This is a genomic window from Paenibacillus sp. FSL E2-0201 (assembly GCF_037963325.1).
In the GTDB taxonomy this organism is placed as follows: Bacteria; Bacillota; Bacilli; order Paenibacillales; family Paenibacillaceae; genus Paenibacillus_AQ.
On sequence record NZ_CP150154.1, the window covers coordinates 936,536 to 956,932 of the forward strand.

The 20,397-nt window shown below is 43.9% G+C and carries 16 protein-coding genes; 12 read left to right on the top strand and 4 right to left on the bottom strand.

What is annotated here, in order from left to right:
• The first annotated feature begins 22 nt into the window (after positions 1–22).
• Together NSU15_RS04145 and NSU15_RS04150 are read left to right on the top strand one after the other, a co-directional pair.
• The gene (locus tag NSU15_RS04145) at positions 23–2,176 is read left to right on the top strand and encodes an alpha-galactosidase (protein WP_339289305.1); all 2,154 of its coding nucleotides are present in this window, start codon (positions 23–25) and stop codon (positions 2,174–2,176) included.
• A gap of 201 nt (positions 2,177–2,377) precedes the next feature.
• The gene (locus tag NSU15_RS04150; RefSeq protein ID WP_339291239.1) at positions 2,378–3,355 is read left to right on the top strand and encodes an alpha/beta hydrolase; all 978 of its coding nucleotides are present in this window, start codon (positions 2,378–2,380) and stop codon (positions 3,353–3,355) included.
• Between the two features lie 76 nt (positions 3,356–3,431).
• Here the strand turns inward: NSU15_RS04150 and NSU15_RS04155 are convergent, their stop codons facing one another.
• A complete protein-coding gene (locus NSU15_RS04155) occupies positions 3,432–4,265 on the bottom strand; it encodes an AraC family transcriptional regulator (RefSeq protein WP_052414455.1) in 834 nt (277 codons plus the stop codon).
• A gap of 170 nt (positions 4,266–4,435) precedes the next feature.
• On the opposite strand from NSU15_RS04155, the gene NSU15_RS04160 reads away from it, so the two are divergent.
• The 4 genes from NSU15_RS04160 (at position 4,436) to NSU15_RS04175 (ending at position 9,365) form a co-directional block, all read left to right on the top strand.
• Positions 4,436–6,487, top strand: a complete 2,052-nt coding sequence (locus NSU15_RS04160; protein ID WP_339289307.1) for a beta-galactosidase — start codon at positions 4,436–4,438, stop codon at positions 6,485–6,487.
• Positions 6,488–6,667: 180 nt separating this feature from the next.
• The gene (locus NSU15_RS04165) at positions 6,668–7,642 is read left to right on the top strand and encodes a phosphotransferase (RefSeq protein WP_339289308.1); all 975 of its coding nucleotides are present in this window, start codon (positions 6,668–6,670) and stop codon (positions 7,640–7,642) included.
• Positions 7,643–7,732: 90 nt separating this feature from the next.
• Positions 7,733–8,281, top strand: a complete 549-nt coding sequence (locus NSU15_RS04170) for a GNAT family protein (protein WP_339289310.1) — start codon at positions 7,733–7,735, stop codon at positions 8,279–8,281.
• Between the two features lie 97 nt (positions 8,282–8,378).
• On the top strand, positions 8,379–9,365 hold the full coding sequence (locus NSU15_RS04175) for a phosphotransferase (protein WP_339289311.1): 987 nt from the start codon (positions 8,379–8,381) through the stop codon (positions 9,363–9,365).
• Here the strand turns inward: NSU15_RS04175 and NSU15_RS04180 are convergent.
• Positions 9,351–9,539, bottom strand: coding sequence for a hypothetical protein (locus NSU15_RS04180; protein ID WP_339289313.1), 189 nt, complete (start codon positions 9,537–9,539; stop codon positions 9,351–9,353). The genes NSU15_RS04175 and NSU15_RS04180 overlap by 15 nt on opposite strands.
• A gap of 112 nt (positions 9,540–9,651) precedes the next feature.
• On the opposite strand from NSU15_RS04180, the gene NSU15_RS04185 reads away from it, so the two are divergent.
• The 5 genes from NSU15_RS04185 (at position 9,652) to NSU15_RS04205 (ending at position 15,987) form a co-directional block, all read left to right on the top strand.
• The gene (locus NSU15_RS04185; protein WP_042124295.1) at positions 9,652–10,155 is read left to right on the top strand and encodes a CYTH domain-containing protein; all 504 of its coding nucleotides are present in this window, start codon (positions 9,652–9,654) and stop codon (positions 10,153–10,155) included.
• A gap of 103 nt (positions 10,156–10,258) precedes the next feature.
• On the top strand, positions 10,259–11,647 hold the full coding sequence (thrC, locus tag NSU15_RS04190; protein WP_076119813.1) for a threonine synthase: 1,389 nt from the start codon (positions 10,259–10,261) through the stop codon (positions 11,645–11,647).
• Between the two features lie 261 nt (positions 11,648–11,908).
• The gene (locus NSU15_RS04195; protein ID WP_042124299.1) at positions 11,909–12,895 is read left to right on the top strand and encodes a Gfo/Idh/MocA family oxidoreductase; all 987 of its coding nucleotides are present in this window, start codon (positions 11,909–11,911) and stop codon (positions 12,893–12,895) included.
• A gap of 19 nt (positions 12,896–12,914) precedes the next feature.
• The gene (locus NSU15_RS04200; protein ID WP_339289316.1) at positions 12,915–13,790 is read left to right on the top strand and encodes a radical SAM/SPASM domain-containing protein; all 876 of its coding nucleotides are present in this window, start codon (positions 12,915–12,917) and stop codon (positions 13,788–13,790) included.
• A gap of 127 nt (positions 13,791–13,917) precedes the next feature.
• Positions 13,918–15,987, top strand: a complete 2,070-nt coding sequence (locus NSU15_RS04205) for a class I SAM-dependent methyltransferase (RefSeq protein WP_339289317.1) — start codon at positions 13,918–13,920, stop codon at positions 15,985–15,987.
• 99 nt (positions 15,988–16,086) lie between these two features.
• On the opposite strand, the gene NSU15_RS04210 is transcribed toward NSU15_RS04205, so the two are convergent.
• Positions 16,087–16,845 carry a hypothetical protein gene (locus NSU15_RS04210; protein WP_076119815.1) on the bottom strand — a complete coding sequence of 253 codons (759 nt, stop codon included), beginning with the start codon at positions 16,843–16,845 and terminating at the stop codon, positions 16,087–16,089.
• Positions 16,846–16,969: 124 nt separating this feature from the next.
• Complete coding sequence (locus tag NSU15_RS04215; protein ID WP_339289318.1) at positions 16,970–17,860, bottom strand: AraC family transcriptional regulator; 891 nt, start codon at positions 17,858–17,860, stop codon at positions 16,970–16,972.
• Positions 17,861–17,987: 127 nt separating this feature from the next.
• Here NSU15_RS04215 and yicI point away from each other — a divergent pair, with 127 nt between their 5' ends.
• The gene (gene yicI / locus NSU15_RS04220; RefSeq protein ID WP_339289320.1) at positions 17,988–20,309 is read left to right on the top strand and encodes an alpha-xylosidase; all 2,322 of its coding nucleotides are present in this window, start codon (positions 17,988–17,990) and stop codon (positions 20,307–20,309) included.
• The last annotated feature ends 88 nt before the right edge of the window (positions 20,310–20,397 follow it).

Consider the following 20,397-nt stretch of genomic DNA (forward strand, 5'->3'; position numbering starts at 1 on the left):
TTAAGGAGAGAAGGACTAGCGCATGGGGATTTTAATTCAGGAAGATCAGGGGCTTTTCCATTTACAAAGTGCAGGAATGAGTTATATTCTTCAGCTTATCAATGATTATCCGGCACATGTGTATTGGGGCAAGAAGCTACGGAGTGACAGTAATTTGGAAGGGCTGTTGAATCTGGGAGGAAATACGGGGCTTGACCGACTCCCGCAGGAATACCCACAATATGGAACGGGAGATTTCAGAACACCTGCTTATCAAGTTCGGCTTGAAGATGGCACTCGTATCACGGAATTGAAATACAGTGGGTACCGGGTCACGGAGGGGAAACCAGCACTTGCTGGGCTGCCTTCAGTATATGTGGAGTCCGACCAAGAAGCACAGACGCTGGAGCTTACGCTCAAGGATGATTATGCCAAGCTAACTGTTATTTTACGATATACCATATATGAGGACTCTAACGTGATTACCCGCTCTGTGGAGTTCACAAATGGTGGAGATGCCCAGCTCCAATTACAACGTGCACTGAGTGCCAGTGTCGATTTCTCGTCTGGCGAAATGGATATGATCTATTTGGCAGGGGCCTGGTCAAGAGAAGGTAATCTGACTCGCAGACGTCTGGTGCAAGGGGGTACGACCATTGGGAGCCGCAGAGGGATGAGCAGTCATCAGTTAAATCCATTTGCAGCGCTGGTGAAACCTGAAACGGATGAAAATCATGGAGAGGCCTACGGCTTCAGTCTTGTATATAGCGGAGGCTTTGAAGCCGAGGCAGAGGTCGATTCTTTCGGGATGACAAGATTTACGATGGGGCTGAACGCTTTTGATTTCTCATGGCTACTGGAGCCGGGAGAACAATTCCAGACCCCAGAAGTAGTTATGGTGTATTCATCTGAGGGGATCGGGGAAATGTCGAGAACCTATCACCGTTTGTACCGGACCCGTTTATGCAGAGGGGTATTTAGAGATAAGGAACGGCCTATTCTGGTCAACAATTGGGAAGCTACCTATTTTAACTTCAATGCGGACAAACTGGAGTCCATTGCGGCCGAAGGCGCGAAGCTTGGGATCGAGCTATTCGTGCTGGATGATGGCTGGTTTGGCAAAAGAGACGCTGACAATTCCTCTCTCGGAGACTGGGTGGAGGATCTACGCAAGCTTCCAGGCGGATTGTCTGATGTTGCCCAGCGCGTGAACCATCTAGGTTTACAGTTCGGACTCTGGTTCGAGCCAGAAATGATCTCGCCAGATAGCGACCTCTATCGTAAGCATCCCGACTGGTGTCTGCATGTGCCGGGACGCCGCCGCAGCGAAGCCCGCTGGCAATTGGTGCTGGACTATACACGGGAAGATGTGCGCCAGTACATTTATGAGTCATTATCCCGAATTTTCTCGACGGTGCCCATTAGCTATGTGAAATGGGATATGAACCGTTGTTTAACGGAGATTGGCTCTGCAGAGTTACCCCCTGAACGCCAAGGGGAGACTGCACATCGTTATGTCCTTGGTCTGTATGAGCTATTGGAGCGAATCACTTCAGAGTTTCCACATATCCTGTTCGAGAGCTGCTGTAGTGGTGGTGGACGCTTCGACCCGGGTATGCTGCATTACATGCCGCAGACCTGGACCAGTGATGATACCGATGCTGTGGAACGGCTAAAGATTCAATATGGAACAAGTCTGGTATATCCGGTTAGTTCGATAGGCGCGCATGTGTCTGCCGTACCGAATCATCAGGTAGGACGGATCACCCCGCTTTCCTTCCGTGGAGATGTAGCTATGTCCGGTAATTTTGGTTATGAGCTGGATCTTACCAAGTTTACTGACGAAGAGAAGGAGCTTGTGAGGGAGCAGATTGCGAACTATAAACAGATCCGCAGTCTTGTACAGCAGGGCAATCTGTACCGTCTGCAAAGCCCGTTCGAGGGGAATGAGACGGCATGGATGTTCGTCTCAGACGATCAACATGAGGCACTAATTTATTACTTCCGGGTAATGGCTGTGCCGCACCCGCCACGCCGCAGCCTGAAGCTGAATGGCTTGAATCCGGAGCTGAATTATACTCTGGAGGCAAGTGGTGAGGTTTACGGCGGTGACCGGCTAATGCAGGTCGGACTGGCTCTGCCGGATATCCAGCAGGATTTTGTCAGCGGATGCTTTAAATTGAAGGTGCAGGAATAGGGAGTTTATTTCAAAAGGAAGCAAGCCATGAGCCCGGCTCTTGGCTTGCTTTTTGTGTGGGTATATAAGTATTTTTTTGTCTGTTCATATTCTGTTCATGATGACGTCATGGGGAGTACATCTTCATTGGTTAGCCTTAGCTTAACAGTGGTTTAGGGCAGTCCAATACACAGAGGATGACAGGAGAAGATACGAGTGAAAATAAGAGAAGCCATAACAACGAAGGCAGGCGCGAGAACAAGCAAGATACTAAATATTCTAGTTAAAATATTAGGAGCAATAATCATAGCCATCGTGCTGTTTCTCGCCATTGTGTATACCGTTAATCTGATCAGCAACAAATCGGAACAAAGAAGAATAGAACCTTATGGTCAGCTAGTACCTGTAGATGGGAAGAACATGAATGTTTTGATTCAAGGGGATGGCGAAGAAACAGTCGTGCTTCTACCAGGCTATGGCACAGCAGCACCAGCTCTTGATTTTAAAGCATTAATAGATGAGCTATCCCCGTTTTACAAAGTTGTCGTGATTGAGCCTTTTGGGTATGGATTAAGTGATCTGACCAAAAAGGAGCGCAGCACAGAGAATATTGTAAGTGAAATTCATGAAGCTCTACAGGGTCTTCATATTGACCGTTATATTCTAATGGGTCACTCCATTTCTGGCCTTTACGGAATAGATTATGTTAACAAATATGAAAATGAAGTGAGTGCATTTGTCGGGCTCGATAGCAGCGTTCCATCGCTAAGTGAGCGGAAGATTGAAGCCTCGGCATTGAGAGCTTTAAATCTACTCAAAAAATCAGGTCTCATCAGATTACAAATGAAACTAAGTGCTGACCCCATTGCTGAACTGCCATTTGATGATACAACAAAAGAACAAATGAGATTGATTAATCGCCAAAACATATATAATCCTACCCAATTAAATGAAGCCGGAAGTATGTATTCTAATTTTAAAGGAGCTGAAAATTTATCGTTTCCCAAAAATCTTCCTCTAATCTTATTTGTACAAGCGAATCATCCAGTAACGGATAGATGGTTACCAGAGCATGTAAAGCAAGTGAAAGACTCTGTAAATGGAAAAGTGATAACCTTTGAAGAAGGACATTATTTATATCGTACGAAAGCAAAAGAGATCGTAGAAAACTTCAGATCATTTATGAAAGAGATTAAATAAATATACCGTTGCACCGAACGTACTTCAGGATTATCTCTGATTGTCGTTCGGTTTTTTCTTGTTCATCGTTTAAGCATTATGATCCAAAAGCCTGTCGGTACTTTACGGGAGACATTCCCTCAAACGTTCTGAACACTTTAATAAAATAGCTGGACTGGGAAAAGCCGGATTGTATCGCAACCTGAGCAATGGAGAGTCCGGTAGAAACCAGTAGAAGCTTTGCTCTGGCCAGTCGACAATCCGTTAAATAACGGTTTGGGGTTTTCCCCATAACCATCCGGAACAGCCGAAGAAAATGATAGCTACTATACCCTGTTAGTCTTGCCATCGACTCGAGTGACCAAGGGCGGGCACATTCGACGTGTATGATATCTGCGGCACTGCGGATAGACTGCCTGACCTCGTGGGGGACGGAGCCGTGAAGCGGTTCCGAGTTCTGCAGCAATTTCACTAGAAGCTCATAGAGTAGCGCGGATAGTCTTGGCTCACTACGTGTTACATAGGAAGCGCTCAGCAAGTACATTTCCTCGAACAGCTCGTCCAGTTTGGCCTCTAAATCAAAAGTGAACAGGTATGCACGTGACTGGTCCACTTCTTCTAATAAGGGGAGTACAATTTCAGTACTAAAATGAACCCAACGAACATCCCAAGGCTCTCCGGGATCAGACCCATACTGCTGATAAGCACCTTTAGGGTAAAGAAAACCTCGTCCTCTGCTCATCGGAATACGTTCACCCTCATGGAATACATAACCTTCCCCACCAAAGATTAAATGCAGGTTATAGCTTCCAAGAAACCCTTCACTTCTTCTCTCAGTATGCTGTGGAAAGTGAGTGTAGTGCCCCAAAAATTCAGGATAACAGACATATTTTGAAAAAGCCGGTGTCGGCAAATACCATTGTTTCTTCATGATTGACAGCACCCGTTTCTATCGCGCTGCAGAGCGCTAGTTGGATTAAGGTAATTAACGCAAGATTGTTATACGATCGCAATATTTTGTTATATAAGCCTTCTTATTACTGATACTACAATAGAATTATAAAATACTGAAAGCATATTTTTAATACTTTGGAGGTAATCATGAAGAAACCTGTCGCAACAGAAAAATTCGAGCTTGGCGTCTGTTATTATCCGGAACACTGGTCTGAAAGCCTGTGGGAGGACGATTATCGCCGGATGCGGGAACTGGGCTTCACGATCATTCGGATGGGGGAATTTGCTTGGTCAATTTTTGAACCTGCTGAGGGTGAATTCCAGTTCGGACTCTTTGATCGGGCGATTGATTTAGCTCATAAAAATGGTCTGCAGGTTGTTCTCGGAACCCCGACGGCAACCCCTCCAGCTTGGCTGACCCATAAGTATCCAGAAGTATTGAACGTGACGTATGAAGGTGTTACCCTTCAGCATGGCATGCGTCGTCATTATAATTACAGTAGCCCCATATATCGGGAGCTGTGTGCAAGGATTACGGAACAGATGGTTAAACATTACGGCAATCATCCAGGTGTAGTCGGCTGGCAAATTGATAATGAGCTCAACTGCGAAATTAGTGAATTTTACTCCGAGAGTGACCATAAGGCTTTTCGGGAATGGCTGCAGCAGAAATATGTTACGCTTGAGCATTTGAACGAGGCTTGGGGAGCTGTTTTTTGGAATCAAAGCTACAGTGACTGGTCTCAGGTCTATCTTCCACGGCCTACTCCAGTATCTAAGCAGCCTAATCCCCATCAGGCTTTGGATGAAAAACGGTTTATATCGGACAATACGATCTCTTTTGCCAAAAACCAAGCGGATATCATTCGTAAACATGCTCCAAAACAATGGGTAACCACGAATGGTCTGTTCGGGCATCTCGATAGCCATGAAATGACGGATGAGCTGCTGGATTTCTTCAGCTATGATTCTTATCCGCAGTTCTCTACTATTTCTAATGACCCGAATGAGCGGAATCCGCTGAATGATAGAGGCTGGGGGCTGTCGTTATCTGTTGTCCGTTCGATTTCTCCGAATTTCTGTATTATGGAGCAGCAATCGGGGCCGGGTGGCTGGGTGAACCGGATGGATATGCCTTCTCCGAAGCCGGGACAGATGCGGTTATGGACTTATCAATCGATCGCTCATGGCGCCGATATGGTGCTGTATTTCCGCTGGCGGACAGCCACGATGGGTAATGAAATCTATTGGCATGGCATTAACGACTATCATAATCAGCCGAACCGAAGAGTACGGGAAGCGGGACAGATCGGACAAGAGCTGGCGGCGGCAGGTCAAGCACTTATCGGCACTCGTAATCAGGCTAACGTTGCTATTGTTCGTGATTATGATAATGAGTGGGATGGAGAATACGATGTGTGGCATGGTCCGTTTATGTGGAAGAGCAACAAGGAGTGGTACAAAGCTCTCCAGCGGAAGCATATCCCGAATGACGTATTCTATTTACGCAAAAAGACAACGCTGGAAGAACTCGCACGATATGATGTGCTTATCTATCCTCACCCAGCGATCATGACAGATGAGACAGCGTCACTACTGGATGAATATGTTCAGCAAGGTGGAAAACTGATCTTCGGATGTAGAACCGGTTATAAGGATGAACGCGGTCAATGTTATATGCGTCCGTTCCCAGGTGCTGCCAGGGATCTATGCGGGATCACAGTCGAAGAATTCACAATGGTTAAAGGCAGTCGTCAACCAACAACGATTAGCTGGTCAGGTGCGACCGAAGTGGTCACTGGGGCAGATGATTTTAATGATATTCTCCGAATTGAGGATGATTCGGCCGAAGTCATGGCGGTTTATGCCTCGGACTATTACGCGGGAAAACCGGCGGTTACGAGAAATCATCGCGGCAAAGGCGAAGTTTGGTATCACGGAGCAGTCTTTAATGAACAAGCAGCGTCTATAATCATTGATCAAATCGGTCTGCAGTCGCCAGCAGAGTGGATCGAGCTTCCAGCAGAAGTAGAGCTGCAAATTCGTAGCGCGGCTAATTCCAGTTATACTTTTTTACTTAACTATAGTGAGACGCCTGCCACCATACATCTACATGAGACCAAAACGGATTTACTAAGCGGAACAACATTATCGGGTGAGGTTACTTTGGAAGGGTTTGGTGTATTGATTTTGCATTAGTGCAATGAATAAAAGCTAATGTAATAAATAGAGTTACGTATTAGGGAACTAATATGTAACTCTATTTTTTTATAAGAGTCATCAAAGAGATAGTTTAAATATAGTTATTTATTCCAACAAAATACAACGAACAACAGGTACAATATAAAGGAAATTCTAGATTCAGAGGAGGGAAGTCTTGTGATTATTGAAGCTGAGAAAGTATTGTTGCAGTATTCGTTTATCGATCCAATCATTGAATTCATTAGACATAATGAGAATATTACATTTAAAGTGACCAACCAGCTGGATAACAAGAAGTACTTATTACGTATACATAAACCAATATCGGAAGGGTTCTCAGGCTTACAACATACTCGAGATGGATTGCAGTCCGAAATGTTTTTTCTGCGGGAAATCGATCAGAAGAACATATTGAAAGTTCAAAGACCGGTTGTAAATCAGAAGGGGCAGCTGGTTACTGAATATAGTTCGGAGCGATTCGGTACCAGTTTGGCAACGCTTTTAGAATGGATTGAAGGCTTTACGCTTACCCAAGATGAAGACAACATTGAACAGATTGTTTATAGATTAGGTAGAAATGTTGCCAGTTTACATGAATTCTCACGAACGCTAATGCCTTTGGAGTTACATAGACCTGTATATAACGTCACAAAGATTGATGAAACTTTAATAGAACTTGGAAAGGGAGCAGACAATGGAGCCCTTAATCAGGAGGATTACGATGTTATTCGTAGCGTTCTACTCGTAGTAAAAGAACAGTTAGCAGAACTAGACGCTAGGGAGAACTCATGGGGATTCATTCATGCTGATTTTCAGCTGGGGAATGTCGTTGTGTCAGAACAAAACCCGATCTTAATAGATTATTGCTTATTTGGTTATGGATATTATTTGTTTGATTTGGGCTCTGCATCTTCTATGCTGAAAAGTGAGCTCCGCAAAACGCTTTTGGAGGGTTATGCTTCTAAATCTAGCTTTTCACTTAATGAGATTCGGTACATTGAAGGACAAATATTTATGGATATTTTTATTAGTTACGTATTTTTTATTCATGATTCTGAGAGGAACGGCTGGATCAAAGAGCACGCCTCCAAAATATGCAGCACCTTATGTCAGGATTTTCTTAAGGGGAAAGAGGTATATTATTCGTTTTAGAGATGATGTGATACTCTAATGGGGAATGATAAATGAAGGGACTGAACTATGCGCAGAGATCATTATTTTTAAACCAACTATTAAAATTTAATGGAGGTAAAAATAATGTTAACTACAGAGTTACACACAGAACGATTACATTTAAGAAAAATGAAAGTGTCGGATTCACCTAGTTTGTTTAAAGTTTGGTCTGATCCAGAGGTTACCAAGTTCATGAATGTTGATTGCTTTACTGATGAAAGTCAGGTAAAAGAGATGATACTACTGCTTGATGAATTTTCTCAAGATAACAAAGCTATTCGTTTCTCCGTAATTGAAAAGGAATCCAATGAAATCATAGGTTCTTGTGGGTATAATTTCTTAGATTTTGAAAATGAAAAAGCAGAGATTGGATATGATATTGCTAGAGCCTTTTGGGGAAGAGGATATGCTTCAGAAGCTATAAGTGCTTTGTTAGAATACGCATTCTCAACTTTGAAGCTGAATCGAATCGAAGCAAAAGTGGAACCCGAAAACGTGAATTCAATAAAAGTCTTACAAAAGCTGAACTTTATGTTTGAGGGAACCTTAAGAAGGTATGAAAAAGTAAACGGGAAGTTTATAGATCTCAATATGTATTCCAAATTAATAACAGACTAATTAGGTTCTATTTATAAAACTTAGATTTATCCAAAAGGTTATATAGGTCTCCATAAGGAATAAAAACTTATACACTCTAAATATAGGAGTTGACCCAATGGAGACTATATTCACAGAGGAAATGATCCTGGAAGACCTAATAAAAACATTTCATCAAAGTTTCGGTCTGAATGTAATAGAGACTACTTCAATAAAACGAGGCTGGTTAAATTTAAAGTGGAAAGTTACGACGGATGCAGGGGGATTTTTATTTAAACAATATAACAAAGAAAGATATAAATTATATAACCCAGAGGAGCTATTGTTAGCACTCTCTCAACAGATTAGATTATATGATCAAGGTCTAGCATGCCCACAAGTGTTAACACAGAATGAAAATATTTTTCTTGAATCTGGTAATGGAGAACGTTTCATAGTGATGGCATATTGCCAAGGAAAAATAATGTCACCAGGTAAAACTAATATCCATCAAATATACGATTTAGGTCGAGCAACAGGAAAAATGCATCGATTGTTAAATGACGGGACACTTGGTATGAATAACAGTCCGCAATTTAATCCCCCCAGCCGGGAGGCGCGTTTAGCACATTGGAATGTAGTTTGGCATGAGTGTAAGGGAATTGGTAAACCTCTGCTACTTGCTGATATAGAAGCTCAAATAAAAGCTACTGAAGAAATGAATATAGAACTACTCGAACTACTTCAAACAGGATGGGCACATCGTGACCTTTGGGTAGATAATCTTTTATTTAATGATAATGGACTATCTGCAATTCTAGATTTTGATCGACTAAAATATGACTATCCGCAGCTTGATGTAGCTCGTGCTGTTATGTCTTGTGCTTTAGATGATGATTTAGATGTCTCTCTGGCTTCAGCGTTTATGGAAGGGTACAGTGAGGAACGTGAAGTGATAGAGGGCTATTTAACACATTCATTACAGTTGTTGTGGTATATGGAAAGCACATGGTGGATTAATGCTAACATGGATCAACATAGTATACCGCCAGCTCGCTTTGCGAAGGAAATGATTTGGCTCGCAGAAAATCAAAAAAATATGTCCTCTTTGTTAGGAAATATTTAAAATGTCCATAATTAGCAGCGACAGTCTAGGGCTTGCTTTTTCACGTCCATGACCGTCGCTGTTTCTATTATTATCCGCGCTGCCTTCTGGGTCCGGATAGCTAGACAATGAGGCCCCCCCGACAATCGTAGATACTGAACCTGGACAGTCACAGGCTGATCGTAACAGTTTCATTTTTTGATAAAAGCATAACCTATTTCTCTGTAATCTACATTGACTTGGGTTTGTCTCACCCCTATGATGATTAGTAATATAAAATAAATGGCACATTGAGGAGCGAAACATCATGGCTTTGGAGATCGAACGCAAGTTTCTGCTGCCGGAATTTCCGGAGCGGCTTATTCAAGAAGGCGAATTGAAGATTATTACCCGGCATAATATCGATCAGACGTATTTGGCGATAGATGGGGGCCAAGAGCTGCGTGTGCGTAAAATTACGGATCTGGACTCAGGCGAAGTAACCTACACGCATACGTTTAAGGACGGCAAAGGGATCAAACGTGAAGAAATCGAATATTTTATCTCAGAGGGTTTATATAATCAGATGATTGAGGCAGTAAATGCGGTAGCCTTGGTCAAAGAGCGGATTACTGCAGTGTGGAAGGGCACAACGGTTGAGATCGACGTGTATTCTCAGCTGAAATTGTCCGTTCTGGAGGTTGAATTTGAATCTTTAGAGGAAGCGGAGAGCTTCAAGGCACCGGAATGGTTCGGTAAGGATGTCAGTACAGAACGGCAATACAGCAACAAAACTGTCTGGAAAGAGCTACAAAATAAGACAAAGAATTAACGGACTTTAGCGCGTAAACGTGGTAGTATATAGGGAAAACAAGCAGCTATAAAGTGAAACTTATAATTTATATATATTTATAGAGGGGTTCAGGAGGATGAGCATGAAGTATATAAGCACAAGAGGCAATGTGGAACCTAAAGGCTTTATCGATACGGTGTTGATGGGACTTGCGGATGATGGCGGATTAATGGTCCCAGCCGAGATTCCTGTCGTTTCAGCAGCTACTTTGGAAGAGTGGAGAAGTCTTAGCTACCAGGAGCTGTTCCTGAAGATCTTCGCTTATTACACTAATGATGAGATTCCTTACGAGGATTTACAGGACATGGTCAACACTAGTTATGGCAATTTCCGCACGCCGGAAGTAACGCCTATTCACCAAGTGAATGATTCCTTATATGTCTTGGAATTGTTTCATGGCCCTACTTTTGCCTTCAAGGATGTAGCGCTGCAGTTTATGGGTGAGCTGTATTCTTATATTTCCAAAAAGCAGAACAAGATCATCCACATCCTCGGAGCAACCTCAGGGGATACCGGGGCGGCTGCCATTCAGGGCGTTCGCGGTAAAGAAGGCATCAAGATCTGTATTCTGCATCCGCATGGGAAGGTAAGTAAAGTGCAGGAGCTGCAGATGACTACGGTAGATGATAGCAATGTACTGAACCTGTCTGTGCACGGTAACTTTGATGATTGCCAGAAGGTAATTAAAGATCTGTTCGCGGATCTCGACTTTAAGGGTCGCTATCATCTGCGTGCAATCAACTCCATTAACTTTGTGCGTATTCTGGCGCAGACCGTCTACTATTTCTATGCGTATCTACATGTCGATGGCAGCAGTGAGAAGAAGATTAACATTAGCGTGCCTTCCGGCAACTTCGGTAATATTTTCTCCGGATATTTGGCGAAGCAAATGGGATTGCCGATTAACAAACTGATTATTGCCACGAATGAAAATAACATCTTGGAGCGTTTCGTGAACACCGGGGAATACAAACCGGGCAGCTTCACAAGCACATACAGTCCTTCAATGGATATCCAAGTGGCGAGCAATTTTGAGCGTTATCTATATTATTTGGTAGGCGAGGATTCCGAGAAACTATCCGCGTATATGTCCAAGCTCCAAACTGAAGGTAAGATTACGGTTGAAGGCGATGCGCTTCAGCAGGTGCAGAAGGATTTTGCAGCGCTGGGTGTGAAGAATGACCAATGCTTGAATACAATCGCTAAGTATCAAAAAGAATATAACTATCTGCTTGATCCGCATACTGCATGTGGAATCGCGGCTTACGAGGCTTTTAATGGCTCGGACGAGATTGGAATTACCTTTGCGACGGCACATCCAGCTAAATTTGATGAGGCGATAACCCTGATCGATATTAAGCAGGAATTCCCGGCACAAATTAAAGCGTTGTTCGAGATGCCACAGCATCAAACCGTAGTGGATCATGACAAGGATGAAATTGTGCGTCAATTACAGGCTTTTTATAAATAAGCAGTAACTCTATATGGCTCATAAGGCTCCTGTTCTTAAGTTAAGAATGGGAGCCTTTTTACTGCATCCTTCGACAAATCATGTCGCAGTCTACCAGGAATAGTTTCTTATCGACAAAAGATGAAGGAGTGGTGCTTTTTTTCACAAGGTAGATCTATCAGAATTTGTCGGAAATTTGTCCTGAAAAGTAGACATTACTACCCAGAGAGTGAGAAAATAGCATATAGAGATTTAGTAAGAACTAAAAAGGACGGGATTATCATGACAATTCGTTTCGGGGTCATTGGAACAAACTTTATTACAGACCGCTTCGTGCAAGCCGGCTTGGAGAATGAGGAGTTTATCCTGACAGCCGTGTACTCCCGCACAATGGAGAAAGGTCAGGCCTTTGCTGCAAAATATGCTGGAGCTACAATTTATACGAATTTGGAAGATATGGTTTCCAGTAAAGATGTCGATGCTATATACATTGCAAGCCCGAACTCCATGCATGCCGAGCAGGCGATTATGTGCTTAAATCATGGCAAGCACGTGCTCTGTGAGAAACCAGCTGCCTCAAACAGTGCGGAGCTAAGAGCAATGATTGAAGCTGCGAAGAACAATGATGTGTTGTTGGTAGAAGCAATGAAATCGACATTCATGCCGAATTTCGGAGTGATCAGAGACAATTTGTATAAAATCGGCCAAGTTCGCCGTTATTTCGCGAGTTATTGTCAATACTCATCGAGATATGATGCTTATCGGCAGGGAACGGTGTTAAATGCTTTTAATCCGGCCTTCTCTAACGGCTCGCTCATGGATCTTGGTGTTTATTGCTTGTATCCTATGGTAGTGTTGTTCGGGAAACCGAATTCTGTACAGGCTGTGGGTCTTATGCTATCTTCTGGTGTGGATGGTGAAGGAAGTATTGTTATGCAATACGATGATATGGACGCAGTTGTGATGCATTCCAAGATCGCTGATTCCTATCTACCAGCCGAGATTCAAGGGGAAAGTGGTACCATGGTGATCGATAAGATCAACCAGCCTTACCAAGTGAAGATTCAGTATCGCGATGGAACCGTCGAGGAGCTTACGCAGCCTCAGGTGTTCGAGTCTATGTATTATGAGGTTGAGGAATTTATTAACTTAATTAAGAACGGTGACCGGGAAAGCAGAATTAACACGCATGCAAATTCCTTGGCGGTAGCAGAGGTTATGGAGGAAGCCAGAGCACAAATCGGCCTCCGCTATGCCGCAGATCTATAAATAGAATGGGGAGCAGCACTTGAAGACTTTTAAAAAGGTATACATTGAGATAACAAGCGTCTGCAACCTGGCCTGCAGCTTTTGTCCACCAACCGCCCGAACGAAGAACTTTATGAAGCTCGATACTTTTAATACGATATTAGATGAAATTAAGCCACATAGTAATCATATTTACCTTCACGTAAAAGGTGAGCCATTGCTGCATCCCAAGATTGGTGAGCTGCTGGATGCGGCACATGCCAAAGGGTTCAAGGTCAATATTACTACCAATGGTACGTTAATTCATAAGGCTGGCCCTAAGATTCTAGGCAAACCTGCACTACGACAGATGAACTTCTCTCTGCATAGCTTTGATGGACATGAAGGATCTGAGAACCGCGAAGGGTATTTGTCGGAGATTATTTCTTTTGTACGGGAAGCCTCTGCGCAAGGGGTGATTATATCCTTCCGATTGTGGAATTTGACGGAGGATAATCTGACCAATCTAGAGAAAAATCGGAACCGTGAGACCCTTGCTGTGCTGGAGGAAGCCTTTAACCTTGATTTCAAGATCGAAGAAAAGGTTATACCTGGCAGCGGCGTCAAGGTTGCCCCACGGGTATATCTCAATCAGGACCATGAGTTCCGTTGGCCTGCACTGAACGAACCGGAAGATGACGGAAAAGGGTTCTGTCATGCGCTGCGCAGCCAAGCGGCGATCCTTGTGGATGGTACCGTTGTACCGTGCTGTCTGGATGGTGAAGGAGTCATTAACCTCGGAAACATTCATGAGACTCCTTTCTCAGAAATCGTAGAGGGTGAGCGAGCGAACAATCTGTTCTACGGGTTCTCTCGTAGAGAGGCGGTAGAGGAGCTGTGCCGCAAGTGCGGATATCGGCAACGGTTCGGAACTTGAGGATTGAAATATAAACAGAACCGGGACATGGCTATTTCATGAATCCTGGTTCTGTTTTTTAATTAACGGGAGTGTATATATAATAATAAGTCTTTATAGTCTCCACTTTGGAGCGAAGGAGGAATATATGCTGAAATCGTTGGAAGCCATCACCTTATACCATGCAGGAATACAAGATCATTTGGAGGATAACCTCTGGCTGAAGCTTATTGTCCAAGCCGAGGAGCAGATTGTAAATATGGAGCGAGTGGAATCTCTGAAGGAGTTGGATCGCAGGAATCCTGTGCTGGATTATGTGGAACGCAGTTTGCAGCTGCTAGACCAGCTTCCCCGTTCAATTTGGATCAAGGAGCTTGTGGAAGAAACATTAATTTGGTCAGAAGCAGCTAAGGGTGGCACATTGAAGGAGCGGTTACTTTGGCAGGAGGAAGGCATTAACTGTTTTGTACATAACATTGGCTCCGCACAGTTATACGGGAAACATTTGAGCGGTACGGTCTCTGACAAAAGTGCACTGGTTCATCGGCTTATTGAAACCCATGGACTGATAGGACAGCAAATCCGTGGGGAGGTGCCTCCGGAAGTAAATAAGCCGCTTCGTGATCTTGTGGAGGAACAGTTACTGACTTCCGAGGAACTTGAACGCTTGCTAACCGTACTTAATTATTGCATCATCGGAGCTGTATCCCCCGAGCTATGGCTGAATGTGGAGCATGAAGTGAAACAGCTTATTACTCTGATTGCATCCGGTGAACTTGCTAGTCCAATGCCGATGAAAGAAAGACTGCGCAGAATGCGGCTAGGTCCGATCTCTAGAGGAGAGGATTTCACTACGGAATGGGCAAAGCTGACACAGGAAGGCTTCCATGGGGAACGGTTGGAGCCTTTAAGTAACACTATCTTCTGGTATGTGGAATCTGCAATGCAAACCTTCTCGTTGGAGCAATTTCTGAAGGTGATGTTGCTTGCTGCCCAAAGGGCTCAGAATGAGCCCCTACGCCATATCAGCTTCGAGCAGGTTATGAACAGCATTTACTATGATTACAAGGGTGTTAAGAAGATCAATGTTTATAAGAAGCGGATTATAGAAAAATATTTATCAGAGCTTACATGGGAGGATATCGAAAAAGCGACTTTACCTGATGAGAATCCTCATCTAATCCTTCGTACATATGCTAAGAAACATCTGCCAGACACGCTGTTTTTTCAGTTCCAATTCTCGGCAGCGGCAGAGAAGCTGATCGAATTCTGTATGGAAGCTGAAAAATCGCCCTTGTATGAACGTGCTGTATTGCTGTTATTCGACTTGTTCGAGCTGCGCAGAGACGCCTTCGACCGTTTTCATAATGAAGATACCTACTTAAGTCAAATGAATAATACAGCAGATTATAAGGCTGTGATTCTGGAGCATGTCATTGGGGAAAAAGTACTGGATATCGGCCCGGGCGGCGGTGTGCTGCTGGATTTGCTGGAAGAGCGTATGCCAGAGGTCACCCCTATCGGCATTGATATATCGAGCAATGTAGTTGAAGCTCTGCGGCAGCGCAAGCAGCGGGAAGGTCGTCAGTGGGAGGTCCTGCAGGGAGATGCGTTGAACCTTAAAGATTTCGTGGTGGCTGGAACAGTGGACACGGTAATCTTCTCTTCCATCTTGCATGAGCTATATTCTTATGTGCCGTTTAATGGTAAAAAGTTCAATCATGACACCGTCTCCGCCGCCCTGCGAAGTGCTTTTGATGTATTGTCAGTGGGCGGGGTTATCATTATCCGCGATGGGATAATGACCGAACCCGCAGCATTGCTGAGGAGAGTTCGCTTTCTGGAGGAGGATGGTCTGGTGTGGCTGGAGCGTTATGCGAAGGATTTTGCCGGACGTCAGATTCAGTATCAAAGATTAGGGGAGCAAGAAGTTCTTATGCCCGTTAATGATGCCATGGAATTTTTATATACGTATACTTGGGGCGAAGAAGCTTACATTCATGAGGTCCAAGAACAGTTTGGATACTTTACCCCTACGGAGTTCGCCTCATTTATTGAGCAGAATTTAGGAAAGCAGGCAAAGATTGAAGTCTTCTGGCATTACTTGCAAGAAGGGTATACCGAAGCGCTGCGCGATAGAGTAAGGTTCATGGATGAGAGCGGACAGGAAGTGGCGCTGCCGGACAGCACCTGCTTTATCGTGATTCGGAAGGAATAGCCGTAGAATAACATCATCTGCATTTAAAAAAGCAATCGGCACAACCTCTGATGCGGAGGAGGTCCGATTGCTTTTTCTATATAGAGAAGTCTGCCCTTGTTAGATTAGTATTTCTAGTTGCGACTTCTCAGAATCTTCGGCTAAACGCTGGATTTCTTGGTAGGTGGCTAATTTCTCTGTCCGTTCCTGATCTTTAATTTTATCTCCGGTTTCTTTTATAGTGTCGCCTAACGTTTCGTTCATTTCCGATATTCTATCTTCGATTTTGGATAACTGCTCACGTTTGGCTGTTGCGGAATGCGTAGAACGAGCTTCATCCAGTTCGATTTCCTTGGTCAGAACTTTTGCCTCGCCATGCATCTTAGTGTGGGTAGAAGAAACTACCTCCATTTGTGAAACATCTTGGCTTATAGAAACAATCGTATTCAATCTTTCATTTTGTATCTCTTGCTCGGTTTTAGGCTCATCCGCTGGATCTTCTTTTTGAGCTTTTTCTAGGTTCTTTTGTTGCTCTTCAAAGGTGTACTTCGCAATTTGTTGGTCAATCGTTTGGAGCTGTTTATCGAATTCTTTAAGTTGATCTTGAATAGAATCAAGCTTATATGAGTTTTTGGTGGTTCTTTCAATCAGGCTGTTTTTGCTATCGATGATACTCTGTTTTTGTTTAAGTAGAGAATCAACCATTCCGCTCATTTTTGATTGATTTTGAAAAGCTGCTTTTGCAGATTTGCTTATCGATAAGTGGTCTCCGCTACCACTTGTCTTGCTGTTTGAATTGATGGTTTTATCATTAGTTTGGTGACTAACAGCTATATTAAGTCTCGTTCCCACAGATGAGGTCATATTCGTTATATGCATAGCTCATTCTCCTCCTACGACGATAAGATCTATCTATAATATATCGGTAGATGAACAGGAAGAATTAATAAAGAGAGCCGTTGGCTTCAGAACGACCGATGAATAGAAGTCGAACAACAAGATGTCAACGGGACCCCTTCCTAAACTCCGAAGGCGAGCATTTCATCGCTCTGCGAAACACTTTAATAAAATAGCTTACATTATCAAATCCGACTTCGAACGCGATGTCGGATATTTTTCTGTCGCTTTGTTGCAGAAGATCGGCAGCTTGGCGAATGCGATAAGAGTTAATGTAATCCACTGGAGTCTTTCGGGTCATCTCTTTGAAAAAACGGCAGAACTGTCCTTCACTCATGGGAATCAGCTCAGAGAGGTCTCGAGTTCGAATCGGCTCCTGATAGTTATCCTGAATATAGAGAATAATCTTCTTAAGACGATTGATCTTAGTAGTATCAGCGTCATCCAGCTGGCTGCGGTTAACAAAACGATCTTCTGGAGCAATCTGGGAGAGCATGATGAGAAGTGTGCCTTTAATAAAAGCTTCAAAACCGGGGGGTTTTGTAGCGTAGGCGTCCATCATACGTTCTAAGTGTTGCAGAAGTTCTTGTTGCCATTGCACAGCTGGTGTAAGGTGGCGAGGAAAGCTCTGTCTTTTCTCCTGAAGGGGTAAAATGGCATTTTGCTGGATCGCATCATATTGAGCGCTAGCCAACAGATCAGGGAGAAACACAAGTGCGCAGAATCTGCAGGGAGTATCTTCATTCAGAACATAGGCGGCATGAATATCACCGGACTCGATAAATACAGCCTCGCCGGCCTTAAGAGGGAAATATTCGGTGTCTACCTGAAACAGAATCTCTCCTTCTAGCAGCATAAAAAACTCCGCTTCTTCATGCCAATGGGTATCGAGTACATGTGTTCCTGCAGGTAATTCGATCCAATAAGCTGCAAGCGGAAACATGCTATCGCCATGCACTCTGTCTTCTTTTAGCAAACTCTGGGTTGTACGGTCCATAAATGTCACTCCTTTCGGATAAAACATCAAAATAGTGTTATAAATGAGCTATATAGTATTAGTTTTGTGTATTTTTTATCGGTATAATGCAACTATAAACACCAAATTGAAAGGTGGCAAGTACACAATGAAATTTACTGATGGTCTCTGGCTGGTGCGTGATGGTATCACGATTAACGGCGCAGTTCAAAATTATGTTGTAGAAAAGACTCCAGAAGGATTAACAGCAATTACTCAAACGACTCCAATCACAGGACGTTCAGCAACGCTGAATTCAACCCTGCTTACTGTAAAATTTCATTCCCCGCTTCCAGGTGTGGTAGGGGTTAAGATTATTCATCATGATGGCGTACAAGAACGCGGTCCAGTCTTCGAACTTACGAAAGGTACTGGAGATCACGTTAAGATTGAAGAAAACGATTCCGAGACTGTGCTGATCAGCGGAGGACTTCGGGTAGTGATTCGCAAAGGCCAGCAATGGGCTGTGGATTTCTATCGTGGAGACGAGAGAATTACAGGCAGCGGTTTCAAGTCCATGGCTTATATCACGGATCAAGACGGCAACACGTATATGCGTGAAGAGCTGGATCTCGGTGTAGGTGAATTCGTATATGGTTTGGGTGAGCGCTTTACCGCTTTTGTAAAGAATGGACAGACCGTAGATCTTTGGAACAAAGACGGTGGTACTAGCTCCGAGCAAGCTTATAAGAATGTTCCTTTCTATGTAAGCAGCAAAGGCTACGGCGTATTTGTTAACCATCCTGAGCTGGTTTCTTATGAAATCGCTTCGGAAAAAGTGAAAAAAGCGCAATTCAGCGTATCTGGAGAAAGCCTAGAATACTTCGTGATTGATGGTCCTACCATTAAGGAAGTTATCAGCAACTATACATCACTCACTGGCAAGCCTGCACTTCCGCCAGCATGGACATTCGGCCTGTGGCTGACGACTTCTTTCACTACCGACTACGATGAAGCAACCGTAAACTCCTTCGTAGATGGTATGGCAGAGCGCGATTTGCCGCTGAGCGTATTCCACTTCGACTGCTTCTGGATGCGTGAATATCAATGGACCGATTTCCAGTGGGATGAGCGCGTATTCCCTGATCCAGTAGGTATGCTGAAACGCCTGAAAGATAAAGGCCTGAAAATTTGCGTATGGATCAACTCTTATATCGGGCAACGTTCCCGCTTGTTTGAAGAAGGTAAGAAGAACGGTTATCTGCTCAAAAAACCTAACGGCGACGTTTATCAATGTGATTTGTGGCAAGCGGGCATGGCGCTGGTGGACTTCACTAACCCTGCAGCTTGTGAATGGTATGCCGGCTACCTGCGTGATTTGGTAGATATGGGCGTAGACAGCTTCAAAACAGACTTCGGCGAACGTATTCCTACAGATGTAGTGTACTTTGACGGATCTGATCCGATGAAAATGCACAACTATTACACTCAACTGTACAACAAGGTTGTATTTGAAGTGTTAGAAGAGAAGCTTGGTAAGAATGAAGCGGCATTGTTCGCACGTTCTGCAACTGCCGGTGGCCAACAGTTCCCAGTTCACTGGGGCGGTGACTGCTACGCAGATTATGAATCCATGGCAGAGAGCCTTCGCGGTGGATTGTCCCTAGGCTTGTCCGGTTTCGGCTTCTGGAGTCATGATATCGGCGGCTTTGAGAACACTGCTCCTGCGCATGTATTCAAACGCTGGCTGGCGTTTGGGCTATTGTCCAGCCACAGCCGTCTGCATGGTAGTACTTCGTACCGTGTGCCTTGGGCTTATGATGATGAAGCTTGTGATGTTACCCGTTTCTTCACGAAACTCAAATGCAGCTTGATGCCTTATCTGTATGATGTAGCAGGACAGGCTCATGAACATGGCTGGGCTTCTATGCGGGCTATGGTTATGGAATTCCCGGAAGATCCTACTTGCGAAGTGTTGGATCGTCAATACATGCTAGGTGAATCCTTGCTTGTAGCTCCTATCTTCCAAGAAAACGGAGAAGTGAAATACTACTTGCCGGCTGGTCGTTGGACGCATCTGCTTAGTGGTGAAACTGTACAAGGCGGATCATGGCGTAAAGAGAAATATGATTTCTTCAGTCTGCCACTATTCGTTCGCCAGAATTCCTTGCTGGCAATCGGCAGTGTGGATAACAAACCGGATTACGATTATGCGAATGGCGTTAAATTTGGCCTGTATTCGCTTGAAGATGGCACTAGCACTACTGCAACGGTTCGCGATCTTAAAGGTACTCCTGAATTGACTGTGAAGGCTGACCGTAAAGGCAGTATCGTAACAGTTACTGCAGAAGGCAGCGGTAAAGAATTCTCGCTTTCTCTTAAAGATCTCGGAACGATCGCTGCTGTAGAAGGTGCAGAGCAAGTAGATGAAACTACAGTAAAAGTAAACGCAGGTGCGAAATCCGTATCGTTTACAATTACACTGAAATAAGCTCGTTTCTCAAAGCATATTGATATAGCCATAACCTCTCTTGTAAACTGGGTGGACGATCCGTTCCCTGGTTTATAAGAGAGGTTTT

What these genes read in the sequence shown, in the direction of transcription:
- NSU15_RS04145 (WP_339289305.1), top strand. Translation starts at nt 23, where the DNA reads ATGGGGATTTTAATTCAGGAAGATCAGGGGCTTTTCCATTTACAAAGT.
- NSU15_RS04155 (WP_052414455.1), bottom strand. Translation starts at nt 4,265, where the DNA reads ATGAAGAAACAATGGTATTTGCCGACACCGGCTTTTTCAAAATATGTC.
- NSU15_RS04160 (WP_339289307.1), top strand. Translation starts at nt 4,436, where the DNA reads ATGAAGAAACCTGTCGCAACAGAAAAATTCGAGCTTGGCGTCTGTTAT.
- NSU15_RS04170 (WP_339289310.1), top strand. Translation starts at nt 7,733, where the DNA reads ATGGAGGTAAAAATAATGTTAACTACAGAGTTACACACAGAACGATTA.
- NSU15_RS04175 (WP_339289311.1), top strand. Translation starts at nt 8,379, where the DNA reads ATGGAGACTATATTCACAGAGGAAATGATCCTGGAAGACCTAATAAAA.
- NSU15_RS04180 (WP_339289313.1), bottom strand. Translation starts at nt 9,539, where the DNA reads ATGAAACTGTTACGATCAGCCTGTGACTGTCCAGGTTCAGTATCTACG.
- NSU15_RS04185 (WP_042124295.1), top strand. Translation starts at nt 9,652, where the DNA reads ATGGCTTTGGAGATCGAACGCAAGTTTCTGCTGCCGGAATTTCCGGAG.
- thrC (WP_076119813.1), top strand. Translation starts at nt 10,259, where the DNA reads ATGAAGTATATAAGCACAAGAGGCAATGTGGAACCTAAAGGCTTTATC.
- NSU15_RS04195 (WP_042124299.1), top strand. Translation starts at nt 11,909, where the DNA reads ATGACAATTCGTTTCGGGGTCATTGGAACAAACTTTATTACAGACCGC.
- NSU15_RS04205 (WP_339289317.1), top strand. Translation starts at nt 13,918, where the DNA reads ATGCTGAAATCGTTGGAAGCCATCACCTTATACCATGCAGGAATACAA.
- NSU15_RS04210 (WP_076119815.1), bottom strand. Translation starts at nt 16,845, where the DNA reads ATGCATATAACGAATATGACCTCATCTGTGGGAACGAGACTTAATATA.
- NSU15_RS04215 (WP_339289318.1), bottom strand. Translation starts at nt 17,860, where the DNA reads ATGGACCGTACAACCCAGAGTTTGCTAAAAGAAGACAGAGTGCATGGC.
- yicI (WP_339289320.1), top strand. Translation starts at nt 17,988, where the DNA reads ATGAAATTTACTGATGGTCTCTGGCTGGTGCGTGATGGTATCACGATT.